The organism is Streptomyces sp. NPDC006314 (assembly GCF_040613075.1).
Lineage (GTDB): Bacteria > Actinomycetota > Actinomycetes > Streptomycetales > Streptomycetaceae > Streptomyces.
In genome coordinates, this window is record NZ_JBEXRL010000002.1 from 219,072 (window position 1) to 240,655 (window position 21,584).

Consider the following 21,584-nt stretch of genomic DNA (forward strand, 5'->3'; position numbering starts at 1 on the left):
AAAGGAGGGGCCCCACCGGATCACCGGCGGGACCCGATCTGACTTACGAACCGGACTTGCGCTTGTTCCACACGTCGAACCCGACCGCCAGCAGCAGGGCCAGGCCCTTGATGACCTGCTGCCAGTCGGTGCCGACGCTGAGGAGGTTCATGCCGTTGTTCAGCACGCCGAGGACGAGACCGCCGATGATGGCGCCGAGGACGGTGCCGACACCGCCGCTCATGGACGCGCCACCGATGAACGAGGAGGCGATGGCCTCCAGTTCGAAGTTGACGCCCGCCTTCGGCGAGGCCGCGTTCAGACGGGCGGCGACCACCATGCCCGCCAGGGCCGCGAGCACGCCCATGTTCAGGAAGACGTAGAAGGTGACCTTCTTGTCCTTCACGCCGGACAGCTTGGCCGCCGGGAGGTTACCGCCGATCGCGTAGACGTGTCGGCCGAACACCGCGTTGCGCATCACGTAGCCGTAGCCGACCACCAGCGCGCCGAGGATGATCAGCACGATCGGGGCGCCCTTGTAGCTGGCGAGCAGCAGGGTCAGGACGAGGATCGCGGCGACCAGGGCCGTCAGCTTGAGCAGGAAGAGCCGGGTCGGCACGACGTCCAGGGAGAACTCCTGCTGGCGGCGGCGGTCCCGGAACTCCTGCCACACCACAGCCGCGACCAGGACGAGCCCGAGCAGCAGGGTCAGGTTGTGGTAGTTGGTGTTCGGGCCGGCCTCGGGCAGGAAGCCGTTGCCGAGCTTCTGCAGGCCGTCGGGGAAGGGGCCGAGGGTCTGGCCCTTGAGCAGGATCTCCGTCAGGCCGCGGAAGAGCAGCATCCCGGCGAGGGTGACGATGAAGGACGGTATACCGAGATAGGCGATCAGGAAGCCCTGGACCGCGCCCGCCGCCGCGCCCACCAGCAGGCACAGCACCAGCGCGATCGGCCAGGACACGCCGTGATGCACGGTGAGCACGGCCGCGAAGGCGCCGACGAAGGCCGTGAGCGAGCCGACCGAGAGGTCGATGTGCCCGGCGATGATCACCAGCATCATGCCGATCGCGAGGATCAGGATGTAGCTGTTCTGCAGCACCAGGTTGGAGACGTTGCGCGGCAGCAGCAGGTCACCGTCGGTCCAGATCGCGAAGAGGACCACGATCAGGCCGAGCGCGATCAGCATGCCGTACTGGCGCATGTTGCCGCGCAGGCCGCTCAGCACCAAGCCGAGCAGCCCCCCGTCGGCGGCCGATCCGCTCTTGCCCGGAGGCGCGGGGGCCGAACTCCTGGCGGTCACATCCGTGCTCATCGCGTTACCTCTTTGTCCTTCGTCATATGGCGCATCAGCACTTCCTGCGTGGCCTCGGCCCGCGGCACCTCACCGGTCAGCCGCCCGGCGGCCATCGTGTAGATGCGGTCGCACATGCCGAGCAGTTCGGGCAGCTCGGAGGAGATGAAGACGACCGCCTTGCCCTGGGCGGCGAGCTGGTCGATGACCGTGTAGATCTCGTACTTGGCGCCCACGTCGATGCCACGGGTCGGTTCGTCCAGGATCAGCACATCGGTCCCGGCGAAGATCCACTTGCTGAGGACGACCTTCTGCTGGTTGCCGCCGGACAGCTTGCCCACCGGCTCGAACACGGTCGGCGCCTTGATGTTCATGGACTTGCGGAAGCCCTCCGCGACCTGCCGTTCCTCGTGCTCGTCCACCACGCCCCGCTTGGCGACCTTCTTCAGCGCGGTCAGCGAGATGTTGCGGTTGATGGTGTCGATGAGGTTGAGGCCGTAGTGCTTGCGGTCCTCGGTGACGTACGCGATGCCGTGCCCGACCGCCTCCGCGACGGTCTTCGTACGGATCTGCCTGCCGTCCTTGAGGACCGTGCCGTCCGCGTACCGGCCGTAGGCGCGTCCGAAGACGCTCATCGCCAGCTCGGTGCGGCCGGCGCCCATCAGGCCCGCGATGCCGACGATCTCCCCGCGGCGCACGTGGAGCGACACATCGTCGACGACCTTGCGCTGCTGGTCGATCGGGTGGAACACGGTCCAGCCGCGGATCTCCAGCGCCGGTGCCGCGCCCTCCTCCGGCTGGTGCGGGGTGCGCTCCGGGAAGCGGTGGTCGAGGTCGCGGCCGACCATGCCGGCGATGATCCGCTCCTCGGTCATCTCCGGTGCCCTCACATCGAGGGTCTCGATGGAACGGCCGTCCCGGATGATCGTCACCGAGTCGGCGACCTTGCGGATCTCGTTGAGCTTGTGGGAGATGATGATCGAAGTGATGCCCTGGTTCTTCAACTCCAGGATGAGATCAAGGAGTTTGCCGCTGTCCTCGTCGTTCAGGGCCGCCGTCGGCTCGTCGAGGATGAGCAGCTTCACCTCCTTCGACAGCGCCTTGGCGATCTCCACCAGCTGCTGCTTGCCCACGCCGATGTCGGCGACGCGGGTCTCCGGGTGCTCGTCCAGACCGACCCGGCGCAGCAGCCGGGTGGCGTGGCGCAGCGTCTCGCGCCAGTTGATGAGTCCCCGGCTGGCGTGCTCGTTGCCGAGGAAGAGGTTCTCCGCGATGGACAGGTGCGGTACCAGGGCCAGTTCCTGGTGGATGATGACGATGCCGTGCTGCTCGCTCGCCCGGATGTCCCTGAACTGGCAGAACTCTCCTTCGAAGAGGATGTCCCCCTCGTAACTGCCGTACGGGTGGACGCCGGAGAGCACCTTCATCAGGGTGGACTTGCCGGCGCCGTTCTCCCCGCAGATGGCGTGGACCTCGCCCTGCCGGACGGTCAGGGTGACGTCCGACAGCGCCTTGACACCGGGAAAGGTCTTGACGATCGAGCGCATTTCCAGGACGGGTCCCGCCATGGTCGTGCCTTCCAATCCATAGGAAAAGGGCGGGTTACTTGAGATCGGCCTCGGTGTAGTAACCGCCGTCGACCAGCACCTGCTTGTAGTTGCTCTTGTCGACGCTCACCGGCTGGAGCAGGTAGGCGGGCACGACCTTGGTCCCGTTGTCGTAGGTCTTGGTGTCGTTGACCTCGGGCTTCTTGCCCTTAAGGACGTCGTCGACCATGGTCGCGGCGACCTCGGCGAGCTTCCGCAGGTCCTTGTAGACGGTCTGCGTCTGCTGACCAGCGGTGATCGACTTCACCGAGGCCAGCTCGGCGTCCTGGCCGGTGATGACCGGCAGCGGCTTGTCGGCCGAGCCGTAACCGTCCGACTTCAGCGCGGACAGGATGCCGATGGAGATGCCGTCGTAGGGGGAGAGGACCGCGTCGACCCGGCCGGTCTTGTAGGAGGAGGTGAGGATGTCCTCCATGCGCTTCTGCGCGGTCGTGCCGTCCCAGCGCAGGGTGGTGACCTTGTTGAGCGCGGTCTGACCGGACCTGACCACCAGCTGCTTCTTGTCGAGGTACGGCTGCAGCACGCTCATCGCGCCGCCGAAGAAGTACTTGGTGTTGTTGTCGTCGTTGGAGCCGGCGAAGAGCTCGATGTTGAACGGGCCCTTCCTGCCCTTGCTCAGCCCGAGCTTGTCGACGATGTACTGGCCCTGGAGCTTGCCGACCTTCTCGTTGTCGAACGAGGCGTAGTAGTCGATGTTCTCGGTGCCGAGGATCAGCCGGTCGTAGGAGATGACCGGGATGTGCGCGTCCGCGGCCTCCTGGAGCACGTTGTTCAGCGACTTGTTGTCGATCGCCGCGACGATCAGGCCCTTCACGCCCTGCGTGATGAGGTTCTCGATCTGCGAGACCTGGGTGGCCGAGTCGTCCTCGCCGTAGACCAGCTTGGTCTTGTACCCCTTGGCCTCCAGGTCCTTGACGACGTTCTCGCCGTCGGAGATCCAGCGCTCGGAGGACTTGGTCGGCATGGCGATGCCGATGGTGGCGCCCTTGACGTCGTTCGTCTTCTCCTTGCTGCCGCCCTCGCCGCTCTGCCCGCAGGCGGTCAGGGTCAGGGTGAGGGAAGCGGCTCCGGCTATCGCGGCGAGTGCGGCTCTGCGGTTGCGCATGGGATCAGTCCTTGGTCGTCTCGTCGTTGAGAGGGGTCACGCGTTGCTGGGAAAGCGGTTCAGTGGGCCGGGCAGGCGGGAGCCGAGCGGCGCCATGTCGCCGTCCGCGCCGTGCCGGGCGAGCAGGTCCAGGGCGAGCCGGCCGCGCCGCACCCGCTCCCGGGCGGTGTCCAGGGTCACGTCCCGCAGATGGGTGCCCCACGGGTAGAGACCGGGAGCCTTGGACAGACCGAACTTCAGGTAGAGCGGTGCGCCGCGCCGGATCAGCTCGGCGACCTCGTACATCCGCACATAGCCGCCGAGATCGTCGGGGGCCTCGATGTACATGTCCATGGGAGCGCCCGACACCCGGCGGATCTCGGTGAGGTGATCCAGCGTCAGATCGCTGGGCACGTTGATGGAGTCGGCGCCGAGCCGCTCGTAGACGACGTACGCGGCCGGGTTGACGGGGCCGATCAGCGCCGAGACCTTCAGGGTGGTGCCGGCCGGGATGATCCCGGTCGCACGGGCCCGGTTAAGGGTCCACAGCACGCCCTCGTCTGCGACCAGCAGGCATGTGACGCCCAGCTCGGTCGCCCGGACGGCGTCTTCGACGCAGCCCGCCACGGCGTCGTGGCCCCGTGCGCGCACTCCGGCCCCCCGCGAGTCGGACCGCACCGAGCCACCGATGTCCCAGGTGCCGCGCGGGCCGGTGAACAGGCACAGCTCGATGTCGCGTTCGGCGGTGGCCTCGACCATCTCGGTGATCTCGGCGTCGGTGAGCATCCAGACCCCGCTGCCCTGGCTGATCCGGTGGATCGGCACATCGAGGCGGGAGGCCTCCTTGAGCACGACCGCCAGCGCTTCGGGCCCCTCGCACGAGGGGATCTCGGTGCGCCAGCGGCCGCCGCCCGGGAAGCCGTGGGAGGAGGTGTCGGCGGGGTCGAGGGCGGGCGCGCCCAGGCCGAGTGCGGCGAGCACCTGCTCGCCGGGCCTGCGGGCTGCCGGGGCGGAAGCGTCGGTCACAAGCTGTCCTTAGTGTCCTGAGTGTTCGAAATATCGGACGAGGTTCGCTGATCAGAGCGGGGAGAGGCCCCGGTGGCGCCGCGAAGAAAAGCCGTGGTGGTCCGGTCAGGGCGCCGTCAGGTCACGCCCCGACCGGCGTACGGCTAGGGGCGGAGCAGCACCTTGCCGACCTTCGGGTCGCCGGCCCCGACCAGCTCGATGGCCTGCGAGAACTCGGTCAGCGGCAGCTCGTGCGTGACCAGCGGCAGCGGGTCAAGCAACCCGGCGCCGAACACCCGCACGGTGTGCGCCCAGGCGTCCGGCGGCGCCCCGAAGACGGTGTGCACCTCCAGCTGCCGTACGACGAGATCGGTCGGGTCGAGCCCGTCCGCGCCCGGCGCCGGGATGCCGGTCAGGACCAGGCGACCGCCGCGCCTGAGCAGCGAGGCGGCGGTGCGCGCGGCGGACGCGGACCCGGCGGTCTCGATCACCACGTCGAAGTCGTCGGGTAGTTCCCGGTCCCTGAGCCGGAAGTCGGTGGCCCCGAACCGCCGGGACAGCGCCTCCCGGTCGTTCCGCGTGCCCACCACCAGCACCTCCGCCGGCGAGACCGCCTTCAGGAACTGCACGGCGAACATCCCGAGCGTGCCCGTGCCGACCACGGCGACCCGTTCGCCCGGCCGGGCGCCCGCCTTGAGCGCGGCGGCCGCGATGCAGGCGGCCGGCTCCAGCAGCGCGGCCGCGGTGAGGTCGGCGTCGTCCGCCAGGACGTGCAGCAGCCGCGCGGGCAGGGTGAGCGTGGTGGCCATGGCGCCCGGCTGGGTGAACCCGGTCTCCTCGTAGCCGTCCGTGCACAGCGTGGTCTCGCCCGCGTGGCAGCGGTCGCACACCTGGCAGTTGCGGAAGCCCTCACCGACGACCTTGCGCCCGACGAGCGTGCCGGGCACCCCCGCGCCCACCCCCGTGACCGTCCCGGACCATTCGTGGCCGGGCGTGAGCGGGTAACGGACGTACCCCTCGGGGCGGTTTCCCTGGTACACCTCGCGGTCGCTGCCGCAGATGCCGACCGCGTGCACGGCCACCAGCGCCTCGCCCGGGCCGGGCTCGCGAGGCGTGTGCGCCTCGACCCGGTGCACGCCCGGTGCCTCGACCAGGACCTGGGAACTCATTTGGTGCCCTTCGGCTTTCGCTGCTCCCAGCCCTCGGCCCACAGGTCGAACCGCGCCTGCTGCTGCGGGAACTCGGCCGCCGCGTCGACGTCCAGCTCGACACCCAGGCCCGGCGCGTCGGACAGGTGGAAGTACCCGTCGACGACCTCGGGGGCGCCCTTGACCACCTTCTTGATCTCCGCGTCCGCGAAGTCGTTGAAGTGCTCGAGAATCTTGAAGTTCGGTGAGGTGAAGCCCACGTGGAGGGAGGCGGCGGTCAGCACCGACCCGCCCACGTTGTGCGGCGCGACGAGCATGTAGTGGGTCTCGGCGGTCGCGGCCAGCTTCCGCGTCTCCCAGATGCCGCCGATGTGGCCCACGTCGGGCTGGATGATGTCCACGGCCTGGCTCTCGAACAGCTCGCGGAACTCGATCCGGTCGTGGATCCGCTCACCGGTGGCGACCGGGATGTCGACCTTGGCGGCGACCTTCTCCAGCGCCTTGAGGTTCTCCGGCGGCACGGGCTCCTCCAGCCAGGCGGGCTTGAAGGGGGCGAGTTCGCGCGCGAGCCGTACCGCGGTGGCGGGGGAGAAGCGGCCGTGCATCTCCAGCATCAGCTCGGCGTCGGGGCCGATCGCATCACGCACGGCCTCGATGAGCGAGACGGCGTACAGGGTCTGCCCGTGGTCGAGTTCGAAGTGCCCGGTACCGAACGGATCGATCTTCAGCGCCTTGTAGCCGCGCTCCATGACCGCCTGGGCGGCCTTGTGGTAGGCCTCCGGGGTGCGCTCGGTCGTGTACCACCCGTTGGCGTAGGCCTTCACCTTGTCGGTGACCTTGCCGCCGAGCAGCTGCCAGACCGGCACGCCGAGGGCCTTGCCCTTGATGTCCCAGCACGCCATCTCGACGACCGCGATGCCGGACATCACGATCTCGCCGGCGCGGCCGTAGTCGCCGTACTTCATGCGGCGTACGAGATCCTCGACGGCGAACGGGTCGGATCCGAGAACATGGTTGGCCTCGGCTTCCCGCAGGTAGCCGATCAGCGCGTCGGTGTGTCCGAGCATCCGGGTCTCGCCGACTCCCGTGATCCCCTCGTCGGTGTGCACCTGGACGTAGGTCAGGTTGCGCCACGGCGTGCCGACCACGTGCGTGCTGATTCCGGTGATGCGCACGGCAGTTGCCCCTCAGCTGTTCGATATTTCGTCACACGTTCGAAATGCTGGCGTGACAGTAAGGACGGTGTGGTGGAGGTGTCAATGGGTCGAACAGGTAACGGTTTCGGTGCGGCTTTCGAGAATTCTTTCGGTCCCCTACGAAACCTTCACAGGGGTGGCTAGGAACGTGACCCGCGTGGACCTTAGTCTTCCCGCGTCATGGACTACTGCCACCCGTGCCAACGGCACCTCAACGGCGCCCTGGCCTGCCCGGGGTGCGGCGCACCGGCCGAGCGGCTCGCCGTGTCCACACCGGTCCCGGTCGCGCACGCGGGTGCGGGTGAGACATACGGGGGCCGGATCCCGGCGCAGGGGTACGGCGGCCAGGTCCCTGCCGCGGGGTACGGCGAGCACGTCGCATCCGCGGGCTACGGCGCGCGCATCCCCACCCAGCGGTACGGCGGTGACGCCCCTGCCGGGGACTACGGCGTCCACGAAGGGCACGGCGTCCACGAAGGCCACGGCGTCCACGAAGGCCACGGCGTCCACGAAGGGCACCGCGTCACCCAGGAATACGAGCCGAGCGGACCGGAAGAGCCGGAAGAAACCGAAGAGCCGGAAGGACCCGTGGAACCGGAAGAGCCGGAGCCGCGGGGTGAGCCCGAGGCCGGTGGCCGGGCCGCCCGGCGCAGGGCGCGCGGCACCGCCACCGCGAGCCCCGTCGAGGCCGACTCCAGCCGGCGTGACCGCAAGGCCGCCGCGCACCGGCGCCGCCGGCGCCGTACGGTGCTGGTCGCCGCGGGCTTCGTCCTGGCCGCAGGCGGGCTCAGCCTCGCCGAACTGGGCACGGACGCGCCCTTCTCGCCCTTCTCCGGTGACACGCCGGCCCCGGCCGGGGACACCACGGCGGACGGCGGCTCGTCCTCCACGGCGCCGGACCGCACGGCCGACCCGCTCGAGGACACCGCCGGCGCCACCCCGGGCGCCTCCGCCTCCCCGGACGCCTCGGCCTCCGCGTCCGCTTCCGAGTCCCCCAAGGACAAGGACTCCGCGTCCCCGTCCGCCAAGGACACCACCAAGGCGCAGCAGTCGGCCGCGGCGGACGCCGACACGACCGCCACCGCCCCCGCCACCTCGGCCACGACCGGGCCCGCCGCCACCCCGACCGCGGATCCGACGACCTCCGAGCCGACCCCGGAACCGTCGCCCACCAAGACCTGCGACCGCGTCTTGTGGTGGTGCACCTGAGCCGCGCCCGAGGCGTGCCCCGCATCACCCCCTCCCCTCCGCCGGCGAAGGTACCGGCACCCGCAGGCCCGTGCGGTGGTTGAGTCGAACAGGTGTGTCTCGCCGTACCGATCCCGGAACCGCCCGGACCGGGCGTGGGTGTTGTGCCGAGAGGGAGACGCGGGCAGCGGCTCAGTTGAGGAGAGCGGATGACGCAGGAGATCACCGTCCACGGCACGGTCGCCGAGGGCTTCGAGGCGGTGCGCGAGGAGTTCGCCGCCTTCGTCGCCGGGGAACGGGACGACTACGAGGGCCAGTTGTGCGCGTACGTCCATGGGCGCCGCGTCGTGGACCTGTGGGCGGGCGAGGGCGTGACGGGCGAGTCGCTCTACGGCGTGTACTCGGCCACGAAGGGCGCGGCGCACCTGGTCGCGGCGCTGCTCGTGCAGGACGGTACGTTGGAGCTGGATCGCAAAGTCACCTACTACTGGCCGGAGTTCGCCGCCGAGGGCAAGGGTGCGCTGACCCTGCGGGACCTGCTGGCGCACCGCGCGGGGCTCATCGGCACCGGTACCGGTTTCACCCTCGCGGAGCTCGCCGACGACCGGGCGATCGCCGAACGCCTCGCCGACGAGCGGCCGTTCTGGCGGCCGGGCACGGCCTTCGGCTACCACGCCCTGGTCATCGGCGCGCTGACCGGCGAGGCCGTCCGGCGGGCCACGGGCCGGACCCTCCAGGAGCTGTACGAGGAGCGAATCCGCGCGCCCTACGGCCTCGACTTCCACCTGGGCCTGCCGGCCGACCGGGAGCCGCGTTTCCGTACCGTCCAGCCGATGCTCCCGACCGCCGAGCAGCAAGCCCTCCTCGATGGGCTGCCGACCGGTCCGCACACCCTCGCCGCGATCGCCTTCAATCGGCACGGCGCCGAGCCGACCGACCTGGAAGGCCTGCTCAACGAGCGGCGGATCCGCGCCAAGGGCCCGGCCTCGGTGGGCGCGGTCGCCTCGGCGCGCGGCCTGGCGGGCATGTACGCGGCGGCCATCAGCGAGGTCGACGGCAAGGCCCCGCTGCTCAAGGAGGACACGCTGGCGGAGTTCGGGCAGATCCACTCCGCCGGCTACGACCTGGTGGCCCGCGCCCACGGATCCTTCGGCCTCGGCTTCCAGGCGACCGCCGACACCTGGCACCCCTTCCTCGGTGCCGGCGCGATCGGCCACAGCGGCGCGAACGGCGTACAGTCCTTCGCCGACCCCCGCAGTGGCCTCGCCTACGGCTACACGCGTCGCCGCTTCGTCTTTCCGGGAGGGGCGGCGCCGGAGAACGACAGGCTGGCGGCGGCGGTGCACAGGGCGGCGCTGGCGGGTGACTGACGCCCGCTTGTCCCTTACGGGGCGGAGGCCCACCTGAGGGCGTGCGGGGCTGTGTCGACGTGCCGCTTGGCCGCGGGGGCGCGAGCAACCCACGACGACCCGCGGCCGCGATCTCACCGCACCCGGCAGCCGCGCAAGCACGGCAGCCGCACCCCACGTCCAAGGATGCGGCTGCCGTAGTACGCAACGACCGACGTCAGACCAGCGTCACGGTGACGTTCCCCCGCGTCGCCTTCGAGTAGGGGCACACCTGGTGAGCCTTCTCGATCAGAGCCCGCGCGGTGCTCTCGTCGGCGCCGGGAATCTCCGCCGAGATCTCCACGATGATCCCGAAACCGTCCTCGTTCCTGCCGATGCCGACCTTCGCGGTGACGGTCGAACCGGAGACGTCGGCGCCCTCCTGGCGGGCGACCACGGCGAGCGCGCCCTGGAAGCAGGCGCTGTATCCCGCGGCGAACAACTGCTCCGGGTTGGTGCCGTCGCCGCTGCCGCCCATCTCCCTGGGCGGGTTCACGAGGACGTCGAGCTTTCCGTCGTCGGTGGCGACGCGGCCGTCCCGGCCGTTCTGGGCGGTGGCGACAGCCGTGTACAGGACGTCGGACTGCTGAATGGGCATGCGGTTGTCTTCCTCCTCGGTCCGCCGCGACTCGCGCCCACGATCGACGGCGGATTTCGGAAAGAAACTACCGCATGCCGGAAAGCCTAGGCCAGGGGTCAGAGCCTGACGATCATCTTGCCGGTGTTGTCGCCGCGCAGGACCCCGAGGAACGCCTCCAGGTTGTTCTCGATGCCCTCGACGACCGTCTCGCGGTACTTCAGCGCGCCCGAGGCGACCCAGGGGCCGACCTCCTGGACGAACTGCGGCTGCAGGTCGTAGTGGTCGCCGACCAGGAAGCCCTCGATGCGGCCGCGGGTCTGGATGAGGCGGGCGAGGTTCTTCGGGCCGGGGGCGGGCTCGGTGTCGTTGTAGACGGAGATCATGCCGCAGACGGCGATCCGGCCGCCCTCGTTCAGCGAGCCGATGGCGGCCTCCAGGTGGTCACCGCCGACGTTGTCGAAGTACACGTCGATCCCGTCGGGCGCCGCCTCGCGCAGTTGCTCGCCCACCGGGCCGTTCTTGTAGTTGAACGCGGCGTCGAAGCCGTACTCCTCGACCAGCAGCTTGACCTTCTCGTCGGACCCGGCCGAGCCGATGACCCGCGAGGCGCCCTTGAGCTTGGCGATCTGCCCGACCTGGCTGCCCACGGCGCCCGCCGCGCCGGAGACGAAGACGACGTCGCCCTCCTTGAAGGAGGCGGTGCGCAGCAGACCGGCGTAGGCGGTCAGACCGGTCATGCCGAGGACGCCGAGGTACGTCGACAGCGGCGCGGTCCCGGGGTCGACCTTGACGGCGTTCTTCGCGTCCACGGCGGCGTACTCGCGCCAGCCGAAGAAGTGCAGGACGTGGTCGCCGACCGCGATGCCCTCGGCGTTGGAGGCGACGACCTCGCCGACCGCGCCGCCCTGCATGACCTTGCCCAGTTCGAAGGGGGCGACGTACGACTTGGCGGCGCTCATCCGGCCGCGCATGTACGGGTCGACGGAGAGGTAGGTGTTCCGCACCAGTACCTGGCCCTCGCCCGGAGTCGGGACCGGCACCTCGACCAGGGCGAAGTCCTCGGGCTTCGGCCAGCCGACCGGGCGGCTGAGCAGGTGCCACTCGCGGCTGACGGCGGGGAGTGCGGGGGACTCGGACATGGTGCGTGACCTTCCTCGGACGGACTCAGATACTTCAGTACCTGAAACAACCCTGCACCTGAATATTTCAGGATGTCAAGTAACCGGGTATCCTGGTGGGCATGTCCACCCCACCGAAGCCCCACCGTGCCGACGCCCTCACCATGGAGGTCGTCGAGCTGATCGGTGACGTCGTCGCCCGCTTCTACGCGGACTACGAGACGGCGGCGGGCGAGCACACGCTGACCGGCCCGCAGGCCCGGCTCCTCAGCCTGCTCTCGCTGGAGCCGCTGCCGATGCGCAAGCTCGCCCAGAAGCTCAAGTGCGAGCCCTCGAACGTCACCGGGATAGTGGACCGCCTGGAGTCCCGCGGCCTGGTGGAGCGCCGCCCCGACCCGGCCGACCGCCGGGTGAAGGTGGCCGCCGCCACCGAGGAGGGCCTGCGGGTCGCCCGGGACCTGCGCGAGGGCCTGCACTTCGCCCGCGAACCCCTCGCCGGCCTCTCCACGGACGAGCGGCGCTCCCTGCGCGACCTGCTGCGCCGGATGCTGGACGCCTGAGGCCGTACCTGGTGATCCACGCTTCCCGGGGCCGAGCGCGGCGGCTGAGACGCGCCCTTGGGTAAAGTCTCCGCCATGCGCGATCTTGGGGTGGGATTCGGTTATCTGCTGAAGGGCCAGCGCTGGGTGGCCCGGCGCGGCCGTAGTTACGGCCTCGGTCTGCTGCCCGGCCTGATCACGCTGGTCCTCTACGCGGCGGCGCTGGTCGCCCTCGCCCTGTGGGGCGAGGACGCGGTCACCTGGGCGACCCCGTTCGCGGACGACTGGTCCAGCCCTTGGCAGGGCCTGTTCCGCGGCTTCCTGACGGCCGTCCTGTTCGCCCTCGGGCTGCTGCTGGCCGTGCTCACCTTCACCGCCGTCACCCTGCTGGTCGGCCAGCCCTTCTACGAGAACCTGTCGGAGCAGGTCGACGCCGCCGTCTCGCCCGACGGCACCGCGCCGCAGTCCGCTCTCCCGCTCTGGCGCGAGCTGTGGATCTCGGCCCGCGACAGCCTGCGCGTCCTGGTCCGGGCCGGTCTGTGGGGCGTGCTGCTCTTCGCTCTCGGCTTCCTGCCGTTCGTCGGCCAGACCGTCGTACCCGTGCTCGGCTTCTTCGTCACCGGCTTCTTCCTCACCGAGGAACTGACCGCCGTCGCCCTGCAGCGCCGGGGCGTGGAACTGCGCACCCGGCTCACCCTGCTCCGCTCCCGCAAGAGCCTGGTCTGGGGCTTCGGCACACCCCTGGGCCTGGCCTTCCTGGTCCCGTTCGTCGCGGTGTTCCTGATGCCGGGCGCGGTCGCGGGCGCCACGCTCCTCGCCCGGGACCTGCTGGGCGAGGAGAACGCCGACGACGGCTCCGCCCCCGGCGGGGAGGCCGACACGGAGGACGTGACCTTGTGACCCAGATACTCGCCGTCGCCGTCATCACGGTCCTCGCCGTGATCGCCCCCGGCGCCGACTTCGCGATGATCGTCCGCAACAGCTACCTGTACGGCCGCCGCACCGGGCTGCTCGCCGCCGCGGGCGTGGCGGCCGGCGTCCTGGTCCACGTCACCTACACCCTGCTCGGCGTCGGCCTGCTGATCGCCTCCTCCACCGCCCTGTTCACGGTGATCAAGCTGATCGGCGCGGCCTACCTCGTCCACATCGGCATCCGCACCTACCGCACCCGCGGCGAGCTGCGGATCGACCTGGACGGCAAGCGGGAGCTGACCCCGCTCGCCGCCCTGCGCGCCGGCTTCCTCACCAACGTCCTCAACCCGAAGACGACCCTCTTCGTCGTCTCCACCTTCGCCCAGGTCGTCAGCCCCGGCACGCCGTTGTACCAGCAGGTGGGCTACGGCCTGTTCATGTCGCTGGCCCACCTGCTGTGGTTCGGCGTGGTCGCCGCGTTCTTCTCGCACTCCCGGATGCGTACCGTGATGCTGCGCGGCCAGAAGGTCCTCAACAAGGTGATCGGCTCCCTCCTGGCCGGTCTCGGCGTCAGCCTCGCGCTCGCGCCGTCGCACTGAGATCCGTCGCGCTCAGCGCGACCGCCACGATCGACCGCACCTGGTCGATGATGTCCAGCCGGTTGCGTACGAACTCCGGGTCGGTGACCGTTCCGGTCGCCGGGTCGGTGTTGCCGGTGCCGAACTGGAGAACGGGCGTGTGCACATGCCCGCCCGGCAGGCTGTCGTGCAGGCCGAGGCGGTCCCGCAGCAGTGTGGCCCGGTAGGCGATCTCGTTGGAGAGGTAGTCGCCGCCGCCCCCGGCACGCGCCGTCGAGCCGGGGCTCGGGCCGTCCGGCCGTACGACGGGGCCGGTTCCTCCCGCCGGGATCTCGGTCACCTCCGTGTGGTCGTAGACGGGGAAGCGCCCCGTGCGCGCGGCCACGATGGCGGAGTACGGCAGGGTCGTCGTCGTCCACTGGGGCTGTGAGGACGGATCGGCGACCGGTACGGTCTCCGTCCGCGAGACGTTGTCGTTGTCCGGAAAGCCGCCCCGCCAGGCGCCGTTGGTGCGCTCGATGTCGAACCGGCCGAAGCGGCCCTGGCTCACGGTCGTGAACAGATCCACCTTCGGCAGATACGGTCGCAGTGTCCGCTCCACCGTGCCTCCCCCGGAGCCGGCTGCCGGGGAGGTGCCACCGGTGAAGTCCTGCCAGCGCACCGGGAACACGGCGGTCTCGATGCGCGCCGGGCCCTGGGCGGTCTCGATCACCGTGCCGTCGAGCGCGAGCGCGGTGGCCCCGGAAGGGTTCGAGATGCGGATGTCCCGGTCGAGGGTGAAGGGGTCGAACCCGGTGAGGAGGACCCGCCGCACGTGCCCCTTCGCCGGGTGGCGGATGTCGGTCTGGCCGCGCGAGGTCCGCTCCAACTGGTCCAGAAGAGCCGACCTCTGCCGATCACTGATGCCGAAACCCGGTTGCCACGTGCGCACTTCACGTGTCAGCTCCAGCCGCGCCCAGTACAGCGGCCGGTCGTCGTCCCGGCTGATGTCACCGCCGGCCGGGCCCCGCCCCTGCGCCCGGTCCACGGCCCGCCGCCACAGCGCGGACCCCTCCCGTACGACGATGTGCCGGGCCTGCGCATAGGAGTGCGCGCGCGCCAGCTCGCGGCTGAACCCCGGTGCCACGTCGTCGAATCCGGAGCGGCGGAGAATCTCCTGCGGCACGGCCCCGTCGAGCCGCTGTTCCTCGACGGTGGGGGTGGGGACAGCGGCCGCCGGAGCGGCAAAGGCCGTGGCGGTGGGGGCGGACAGGCCGGTCAGCAGGGCCAGGCCGAGAACGCCGAAGCGAACGCGTGCGGATATCAAGGCGGTTCGGGTCCTTCCGTCGCTGCGGGACGCGTGGTGCGGTGGACGGCGGCAGTATCGCGTGACGGAAGTGACCGCGCCATGGTGCACACGGTCCTGACGGCGTGAAAGAGCCATGCGGCCGGCGCACGGCAACCATGCGAGACGTTCGCCCGTCGCATGTGACGGCCGGTCCCGGTGCCGGGAGCATGCAGACCACCTCGCCGGACCCGCCTCCGTGCCGCAGCCCCTGGGCCCGTACTGCTCCCAGGTCGCCTCAGTCGAACACGCCGACGGCAGCGCCCTGTCGTCGCCCGACCAGCGTGACCTTCGAGGTGCCGCGGCTGTCGGCCCGGAGGCCCGGAGGCCCGGATCGCGATCGTGGCGGCGGTGCCGACGGCGAGTGATACGGCCGCGCAGGAAGACAGCGAAGGCCGCGAACCTCGGCGCCCTCTTCCGCGTCGAACTCGGAGCGGGAGTCGCGGCGCTGTACGCGGCCGGGGCGTACGGGTGGGCGCTCGCCTTCGCTCTGGTGTGCCCGGCGAGCAGGGGCCTCGCGGTCGCCTGGGACCAGTGACCCTTCAGTCCGCCGGCTCGACCAGCGGCCCGCAGCAAGTCCCGGAACGACCCCGGCATGTCGACGGGCTCGCGGCCAATGGAACTGCCCCGGCGTACCCCTTCGGTCACGGCCTCGGCCACACCGACTGGGCCCACGAGTCCCCGCACCTCGACGGCACCACCGCTATCACCACTGCCCGGCCGGCTTCCCGTCCGCCGCGGCCGGACCGGCGGGCGCGTCGAGGTGACCGCGGGCCCCCGCGCCGCGCCTTCGAGGTCTGGGACGAGACGGCGAAGGTGTGGGCCTGTGTGAAGGGTTCGTACGAGATCGCCGCCGGACGCTCGATCGCCGGCCGCGGGCTGGCCACGCCGATTAACGTCTGATCCGGGACAGGTCTCCCCCCACGAACAGCCCCGGTCCGGGACCTGACCCCTGGACCGGGGCTCGTGACCTCCTGGGACGCGCGGCGGAGCCCCGGACCGCGCCCGCACACGTCCGCCGGACAGGCGAAAGAGCCCTTCCGCCGGGTGCCGCCGGTGGCCGCTGCTCGTTTCATCGAGCTGGGTGACCACCACCGCGAGGCCGGGCCCCGAACAACGGCATCCAGGTGGAGACCGAGCTGGGGACGCCGCCGGAAGGGTTTGGACGCCCTGCTCTCCGACGACCCGTGGCCGGGCGGGACGGCGCCGTCAGCAGCCGCGGACGCCGAAGCCGTACACCGTCTCCGAGCGGTACACCTCCCCCGGCCGCAGTTCCGTACGGGGGAACTGCGGCCGGTTGGGGGAGTCCGGAAAGTGCTGGGTCTCCAGGGCGATGCCGGCGCCGGGAGCGAACGGGTCCGAGAGATGGTCGGCCGTGTAGAGCTGGAGGCCCGGCTCGGTCGTCGCCACGGTCAGGGTCCGCCCGGACGCCGGCTCATGCAGCTCGGCCACCTCTTCCGGATGCTCGGTGACCCCCTTGTCCAGGACGAAGTTGTGGTCGTAGCCCGAGCCGACCTTGCGGGCCTCGCGGAAGTCGAAGCGGGAGCCGGACACGTGCTGCAGTACCCCGGTCGGGATCAGGTCCTCGTCGACCGGGGTGAAACGGGACGCCGCGAGCCGCAGTTCGTGCCCGCCGGCGTGGCCCGTGTCGTGGCCGGCCAGGTTGAAGTAGCTGTGGTTGGTGAGGTTGACCACCGTCGGCGCGTCCGTCACCGCCTCGTACGCGATCCGCAGCGCGCCGGACGCGTCCAGCGTGTACGTCACCGACACCTCCAGCCGGCCCGGGAACCCCTCCTCGCCGTGCGCGCTCACCCGGCTCAGCCGCACCCCGTGCTCGGCCGGCTCCGCGTCCCACACCCGCTTGTCGAAGCCGCGGACACCGCCGTGCAGGGAGCTGGGGCCGTTGTTCGGCTCCAGCGCGTACACCCGGTCGTCCAGCCGGAAGCGGGCGCCCGCGATCCGGTTGGCGTACCGGCCGACCAGCGCGCCGCAGTACGGCTCCGGGTGCGCGAGATAACCGTCCAGGCCGGCGAACCCCAGCACCACGCAGGCCCTGCGCCCCTCCCGGTCCGGGACCTCGACCGACCGCACGATCCCGCCGTACGTCAGGATCTCCGCCCGGGTCCCGGCGCGTTCCAGCGTCCAGCGATGGACCTCGGTGCCGTCGGAAAATGTGCTGAAAAGTTCGTTCATGTGGAAATGCTAGGTGATCGGCGCGTTAGGCAACCGGCTTCGGCGCGGTGATCGTCCGGTAGGCGATCGACGCGAGCCGTGCCTGGCCGTCCCTGCTCGGGTGGAACCAGTCCCAGTGGCTGAGCTGCTCGGTGCCGAAGTCGTAGTCGTAGACCGCGTTGCCGTCGAAGCGGCAGCGGCGGTCCTTGGCGCAGACCTCCTTCAGCACCTTGTTGTACTCCACCACCCGCCGCTGCACCTGGTCGCGGCGCAGGGTGGCCGCGCTGGTCAGGTCGTCCGCGTCGGCCAGCATCGACGGGCAGATGCCCAGCTTCCACACCTGCTTGCCCAGCGCATTGCTCCGGCCCTCGGACCACAGCCGCTTGAGGTTCGGCACGCTCGCCACGTACACCTGCGTCTTGGGCAGCGACGAACGCAGCGTGCTCAGCGCCTCCTCGAAGTTCGCGCGGAAGTCGGCGACCGACGTCATCGCCGACGCCGACGCCCGGCAGGCGTCGTTCGCCCCGACCATCACGGTCACCAACTCCGGGTCCCGGACGGCCGCCTGGGTCATCTGCTCCGGCAGGTCGGCCATCCGGGCCCCGGTCACCGCGTAGTTCCAGCTGCGCTCCGCCGCCCCGGTCACCCCGAGCAGCCGCACGGCCAGGCTGTCCACCTCGGCGTCACTGCCCGTCGCCCACGACGCCTCGGGGCAGTCCGACAGCACGGTGCACGCGTCGAAGCCGCGTGTGATGGAGTCGCCGACCGCGGCGATCGAGTGCGGGCTGCGGTTCCACAGCGAGGCGGGTTTCGCGGCCCGCGCCTTGGTCGCCTTGGTCGCCGGCGGACTCCCGCCACCGGCGTCGCATCCGGCGAGGCCCAGCACGGCGGCCGCCACGACGGCCAGGGCCGTCCGTGTACGGCTGCTTCGCTTCCGCATCCCCTGGTGATCCCCTCGTCGTGGCTCCGGTGCTTCCTCGGCGCTTCTCCCATAACAACGTGCGAGGGTTCCCGGCCGGGCCCGCCGGAACGGAGCACCCCCGTACAAGCGTCCCCCTGGGTGAATGACGGCGGTTTCCTGGCACCGGGACCGACGGTACGTCACACTCCTTGCGCCGACGCAGGGTAGCCTCGCCATCAACGCGGCCGTCGTGCCACTGCCGCCCAGCCAGTCCGCAAGATGTCCCGCTCTGCCCGGAGGTTCCGGTGACGACACGTGGAGTTCTGTACGTGCACTCCGCGCCGCGCGCGCTGTGCCCGCACGTCGAGTGGGCCGTCGCCGGGGTGCTCGGCACGCGCGTCAACCTCGACTGGATCCGGCAGCCCGCGGCCCCCGGCACCTGGCGCTCGGAGTTCTCCTGGCAGGCTGAGGCCGGCACGGCCTCCAAGCTCGCCTCGGCGCTGCGCGGCTGGCATCTGCTGCGCTTCGAGGTCACCGCCGAGCCCTGCCCGACCGCCGAGGGCGAGCGCTACAGCTGCACCCCGGACCTCGGCATCTTCCACGCCGTCACCGGCATCCACGGCGACATCCTCATCCCCGAGGACCGCCTCCGAGCGGCGCTGCAGCGCAGCCAGCGGGGCGAGACCGACCTGGAGGCCGAACTCGCCAAGCTGCTCGGCAAGCCGTGGGACGACGAGTTGGAGCCGTTCCGTTATGCGGGCGAGGGAGCACCGGTGCGCTGGCTGCACCAGGTGGTCTGAACACCCGGACATGAGGAAGGGCCCCCACCTGCCGGTGAGGGCCCTTCACTTACGTTCTCAGATGGTCCGGAATGCCAGAACCACGTTGTGACCGCCGAACCCGAACGAGTCGTTCAGCGCGGCGATCCGGCCCTCGACCGGCAGTTTCCGCGCCTCGTCGCGCACGACGTCCGCGTTCGCCTCCGCCTCGGGGTCGAGGTTCTCGATGTTGATGGTCGGCGGCGCCACCCGGTGGTACAGCGCGAGTACGGTCGCGACCGACTCCACACCGCCCGCGCCACCGAGCAGATGCCCGGTCATCGACTTGGTCGCGGACACCGCGATGTGGTCCGTGTCGTCGCCCAGCACCTTCCGCAGCGCCTTCAGCTCGGCGATGTCACCGGCCGGCGTCGAGGTGGCGTGCGCGTTGACGTGAACGATCTCGGCCGGGTCCAGGCCGGTGTTGTCCAGCAGGTTCTGCAGCGCGTGCGAGATGCCGCGGCCCTCGGGCTCCGGCTGCACGATGTCGTGGCCGTCGGCGGAGATGCCCTGCCCGACGGCCTCCGCGTAGACGCGGGCCCCGCGCTTGGCGGCGTGCTCGGCGGACTCCAGGACGAGCACACCGGCGCCCTCGCCGAGGACGAAGCCGTCGCGGTCGACGTCGTAGGGACGCGACGCGCCCTGCGGGTCGTCGTTGTTCTTGGACATCGCCATCATGTTGCCGAACGCGGCGATCGGCAGCGGGTGGATGGCCGCCTCGGTACCGCCGGCGACGACGACGTCGGCTCGGCCGGTGCGGATCATCTCGATGGCGTAGCCGATGGCCTCGGCGCCCGACGCGCACGCGGAGACCGGCGTGTGCACGCCCGCCCGGGCGCCCACGAGCAGGCCCACGTTGGCCGAGGGACCGTTCGGCATCAGCATGGGGACGGTGTGCGGGGAGACCCGGCGGACGCCCTTCTCCTTGAGCACGTCGTACTGGTCGAGCAGCGTCGTGACGCCACCGATGCCGGAGGCGATGACCGCGCCCAGGCGGTCGGGGTCGACGCCGTCGTCTTCGCCGGCCTTGCCGGTGAAGCCCGCGTCCTTCCACGCCTCCTGAGCCGCGACCAGCGCGAACTGCGCCGAGCGGTCCAGCCTGCGGGCCTGCGGCCGCGGGATGACCTCGGTCGGCTCCACGGCGACCGGGGCCGCGATACGGACGGCCTGCTCGGCCGCCCACTCCTGCTCCAGGGGCTTGACGCCGGACTTGCCGGCGATCAGGCCCTCCCAGGTAGAAACTGCGTCGCCACCCAGCGGTGTGGTTGCGCCGATACCGGTGACGACCACAGTGCGATTGGTCGGGCTCACGGGAATTCTTTCTCCAACGGATACGGGATTCTACGGCGCCACCGCCGGGTGGCGGGGCCTTGCAGCCTGCGGCCTAGGGGGTGGCTCAGGCCTGGTGCTTGAGGATGTAGTCGGTCGCGTCGCCGACGGTCTTCAGGTTCTTGACGTCCTCGTCCGGGATCTTCACGTCGAAGCGCTCCTCGGCGGCGACGACGACCTCGACCATGGACAGCGAGTCGACGTCCAGGTCGTCGGTGAAGGACTTGTCCAGCTGGACGTCCTCGGTGGGGATCCCGGCGATCTCGTTCACGATCTCGGCGAGACCGGCGACGATCTCTTCCTGAGTGGCGGCCATGTCAGGCGCTCCTTCTTCGATAATCCAGACGGTTTGTGGCAGTTGTCCCCCTGCCGGACCGCATGATCCGGCACGGAGTGCCTAGGGGAGGGTAACGACCGTGGCGGCGTACACGAGACCCGCCCCGAATCCGATGACGAGCGCGGTGTCACCGCTCTTCGCCTCGCCGGTCGCCAGAAGCCGCTCCATCGCGAGCGGAATGGAGGCGGCCGAGGTGTTGCCGGTGGTGCGGATGTCACGGGCGACCGTGACGTGCTCCGGCAGCTTCAGCGTCTTCACCATCGAGTCGATGATCCGCACGTTGGCCTGGTGCGGGATGAAGACGTCCAGGTCGTCCGCGGTGATCCCGGCCGCGTCCAGCGCCTGCTGGGCGACCTTCGCCATCTCGAACACGGCCCAGCGGAACACCGCCTGGCCCTCCTGCGTGATCGCAGGGAACTTGATGTTGCCCTCGCTGTCGACGGGCAGCTCGGCGACGTCGCCGATCCTGAACCGGTCCCACGAGACGGTCTGCTTGATCGTCTCGGACTTGTCGCCCTCGGAACCCCACACGGTGGGGCCGATCGCCGGCTCCTGCGAGGGGCCGACCACGACCGCGCCGGCGCCGTCACCGAACAGGAAGGCCGTCGCCCGGTCCTCCAGGTCGGTCAGGTCGCTGAGCCGCTCCACGCCGATGACGAGCACGTACTCGGCGGAACCCTCCACCACCATGCCCTTGGCGAGGGTCAGGCCGTAGCCGAAGCCCGCGCAGCCGGCCGAGATGTCGAACGCGGCGGCCTTGTTCGTGCCCAGCTTGTCCGCGATCTCGGTGGCCACGGCCGGGGTCTGGCTGAAGTGCGAGACGGTCGAGACGACCACCGCGCCGATCTGCTCGGCGTCGATGCCGGCGTCGGCGATCGCCTTGCCGGAGGCCTCGATGGACATCGCGGCCACGGTCTCCTCGGGGCCGGCCCAGTGCCGGGTCTCGATGCCGGAGCGCGAGCGGATCCACTCGTCGGACGAGTCGATCGTCTCGAGGATCACCTCGTTGGGCACCACCCGGGTCGGCCGGTAGCCGCCGACACCGAGGATGCGCGCGTACGGGGCGCCCTTGCTGGGCCTGATCTTCGCCATG

Annotated in this window: 22 protein-coding genes; 8 read left to right on the top strand and 14 right to left on the bottom strand. The window is 70.5% G+C overall.

Going from position 1 to position 21,584, the window contains the following annotated elements; genetic code table 11:
- Positions 1–43: 43 nt before the first annotated feature.
- From mmsB to ABZ079_RS04085, 6 genes are all read right to left on the bottom strand, one after another.
- Complete coding sequence (mmsB, locus tag ABZ079_RS04060) at positions 44–1,288, bottom strand: multiple monosaccharide ABC transporter permease (RefSeq protein ID WP_356937819.1); 1,245 nt, start codon at positions 1,286–1,288, stop codon at positions 44–46.
- A complete protein-coding gene (gene mmsA, locus ABZ079_RS04065) occupies positions 1,285–2,835 on the bottom strand; it encodes a multiple monosaccharide ABC transporter ATP-binding protein (protein WP_356937820.1) in 1,551 nt (516 codons plus the stop codon). The genes mmsB and mmsA overlap by 4 nt, the downstream gene beginning before the upstream one ends.
- 34 nt (positions 2,836–2,869) lie before the next feature.
- Positions 2,870–3,979, bottom strand: a complete 1,110-nt coding sequence (chvE, locus tag ABZ079_RS04070) for a multiple monosaccharide ABC transporter substrate-binding protein (protein ID WP_356937821.1) — start codon at positions 3,977–3,979, stop codon at positions 2,870–2,872.
- Positions 3,980–4,015: 36 nt separating this feature from the next.
- Positions 4,016–4,984, bottom strand: coding sequence for a hypothetical protein (locus tag ABZ079_RS04075; RefSeq protein ID WP_356937822.1), 969 nt, complete (start codon positions 4,982–4,984; stop codon positions 4,016–4,018).
- A 143-nt stretch (positions 4,985–5,127) separates the two neighbouring features.
- Positions 5,128–6,132, bottom strand: a complete 1,005-nt coding sequence (locus ABZ079_RS04080) for an alcohol dehydrogenase catalytic domain-containing protein (protein ID WP_356937823.1) — start codon at positions 6,130–6,132, stop codon at positions 5,128–5,130.
- Positions 6,129–7,286, bottom strand: a complete 1,158-nt coding sequence (locus ABZ079_RS04085; protein ID WP_356937824.1) for a mandelate racemase/muconate lactonizing enzyme family protein — start codon at positions 7,284–7,286, stop codon at positions 6,129–6,131. The genes ABZ079_RS04080 and ABZ079_RS04085 overlap by 4 nt, the downstream gene beginning before the upstream one ends.
- A 201-nt stretch (positions 7,287–7,487) precedes the next feature.
- Here ABZ079_RS04085 and ABZ079_RS04090 point away from each other — a divergent pair, with 201 nt between their 5' ends.
- Together ABZ079_RS04090 and ABZ079_RS04095 are read left to right on the top strand one after the other, a co-directional pair.
- Complete coding sequence (locus ABZ079_RS04090) at positions 7,488–8,516, top strand: hypothetical protein (protein WP_356937825.1); 1,029 nt, start codon at positions 7,488–7,490, stop codon at positions 8,514–8,516.
- A 188-nt stretch (positions 8,517–8,704) separates the two neighbouring features.
- Positions 8,705–9,865 carry a serine hydrolase domain-containing protein gene (locus tag ABZ079_RS04095; RefSeq protein WP_356937826.1) on the top strand — a complete coding sequence of 387 codons (1,161 nt, stop codon included), beginning with the start codon at positions 8,705–8,707 and terminating at the stop codon, positions 9,863–9,865.
- 196 nt (positions 9,866–10,061) lie between these two features.
- Here the strand turns inward: ABZ079_RS04095 and ABZ079_RS04100 are convergent, their stop codons facing one another.
- Together ABZ079_RS04100 and ABZ079_RS04105 are read right to left on the bottom strand one after the other, a co-directional pair.
- The gene (locus tag ABZ079_RS04100) at positions 10,062–10,481 is read right to left on the bottom strand and encodes an organic hydroperoxide resistance protein (RefSeq protein ID WP_356937827.1); all 420 of its coding nucleotides are present in this window, start codon (positions 10,479–10,481) and stop codon (positions 10,062–10,064) included.
- A gap of 98 nt (positions 10,482–10,579) precedes the next feature.
- A complete protein-coding gene (locus tag ABZ079_RS04105; protein WP_356937828.1) occupies positions 10,580–11,602 on the bottom strand; it encodes an NADP-dependent oxidoreductase in 1,023 nt (340 codons plus the stop codon).
- Positions 11,603–11,703: 101 nt separating this feature from the next.
- Here ABZ079_RS04105 and ABZ079_RS04110 point away from each other — a divergent pair, with 101 nt between their 5' ends.
- From ABZ079_RS04110 to ABZ079_RS04120, 3 genes are all read left to right on the top strand, one after another.
- Entirely contained in the window at positions 11,704–12,141 is a 438-nt protein-coding gene (locus tag ABZ079_RS04110; RefSeq protein WP_356937829.1) for a MarR family transcriptional regulator, read from the top strand.
- A gap of 75 nt (positions 12,142–12,216) precedes the next feature.
- The gene (locus tag ABZ079_RS04115; protein WP_356937830.1) at positions 12,217–13,020 is read left to right on the top strand and encodes an EI24 domain-containing protein; all 804 of its coding nucleotides are present in this window, start codon (positions 12,217–12,219) and stop codon (positions 13,018–13,020) included.
- Complete coding sequence (locus tag ABZ079_RS04120) at positions 13,017–13,631, top strand: LysE family transporter (RefSeq protein WP_356937831.1); 615 nt, start codon at positions 13,017–13,019, stop codon at positions 13,629–13,631. Before ABZ079_RS04115 ends, ABZ079_RS04120 begins: the two co-directional genes overlap by 4 nt.
- On the opposite strand, the gene ABZ079_RS04125 is transcribed toward ABZ079_RS04120, so the two are convergent.
- The gene (locus tag ABZ079_RS04125; protein ID WP_356937832.1) at positions 13,603–14,916 is read right to left on the bottom strand and encodes a pyroglutamyl peptidase; all 1,314 of its coding nucleotides are present in this window, start codon (positions 14,914–14,916) and stop codon (positions 13,603–13,605) included. The two genes, ABZ079_RS04120 and ABZ079_RS04125, sit on opposite strands and share 29 nt — an antisense overlap.
- 382 nt (positions 14,917–15,298) lie before the next feature.
- Here ABZ079_RS04125 and ABZ079_RS04130 point away from each other — a divergent pair, with 382 nt between their 5' ends.
- Both ABZ079_RS04130 and ABZ079_RS04135 read left to right on the top strand, forming a co-directional pair.
- Complete coding sequence (locus tag ABZ079_RS04130) at positions 15,299–15,472, top strand: hypothetical protein (protein WP_356937833.1); 174 nt, start codon at positions 15,299–15,301, stop codon at positions 15,470–15,472.
- Positions 15,469–15,837, top strand: coding sequence for a hypothetical protein (locus ABZ079_RS04135; RefSeq protein WP_356937834.1), 369 nt, complete (start codon positions 15,469–15,471; stop codon positions 15,835–15,837). The genes ABZ079_RS04130 and ABZ079_RS04135 overlap by 4 nt, the downstream gene beginning before the upstream one ends.
- A 306-nt stretch (positions 15,838–16,143) precedes the next feature.
- On the opposite strand, the gene ABZ079_RS04140 is transcribed toward ABZ079_RS04135, so the two are convergent.
- The gene (locus ABZ079_RS04140) at positions 16,144–17,127 is read right to left on the bottom strand and encodes an aldose epimerase family protein (RefSeq protein WP_356937835.1); all 984 of its coding nucleotides are present in this window, start codon (positions 17,125–17,127) and stop codon (positions 16,144–16,146) included.
- 25 nt (positions 17,128–17,152) lie between these two features.
- Positions 17,153–18,046, bottom strand: a complete 894-nt coding sequence (locus ABZ079_RS04145) for an SGNH/GDSL hydrolase family protein (protein WP_356937836.1) — start codon at positions 18,044–18,046, stop codon at positions 17,153–17,155.
- A gap of 266 nt (positions 18,047–18,312) precedes the next feature.
- On the opposite strand from ABZ079_RS04145, the gene ABZ079_RS04150 reads away from it, so the two are divergent.
- Positions 18,313–18,807, top strand: a complete 495-nt coding sequence (locus tag ABZ079_RS04150) for a DUF3145 domain-containing protein (protein WP_356937837.1) — start codon at positions 18,313–18,315, stop codon at positions 18,805–18,807.
- A gap of 57 nt (positions 18,808–18,864) precedes the next feature.
- Here the strand turns inward: ABZ079_RS04150 and fabF are convergent, their stop codons facing one another.
- The 3 genes from fabF to ABZ079_RS04165 form a co-directional block, all read right to left on the bottom strand.
- Positions 18,865–20,136: a beta-ketoacyl-ACP synthase II gene (gene fabF, locus ABZ079_RS04155; protein ID WP_356937838.1), complete on the bottom strand. Its 1,272-nt coding sequence runs from the start codon at positions 20,134–20,136 to the stop codon at positions 18,865–18,867.
- 85 nt (positions 20,137–20,221) lie between these two features.
- Positions 20,222–20,470, bottom strand: coding sequence for an acyl carrier protein (locus ABZ079_RS04160; RefSeq protein ID WP_018545314.1), 249 nt, complete (start codon positions 20,468–20,470; stop codon positions 20,222–20,224).
- Positions 20,471–20,551: 81 nt separating this feature from the next.
- On the bottom strand, positions 20,552–21,583 hold the full coding sequence (locus ABZ079_RS04165) for a ketoacyl-ACP synthase III (RefSeq protein WP_356937839.1): 1,032 nt from the start codon (positions 21,581–21,583) through the stop codon (positions 20,552–20,554).
- Between the last annotated feature and the right edge of the window lies 1 nt (position 21,584).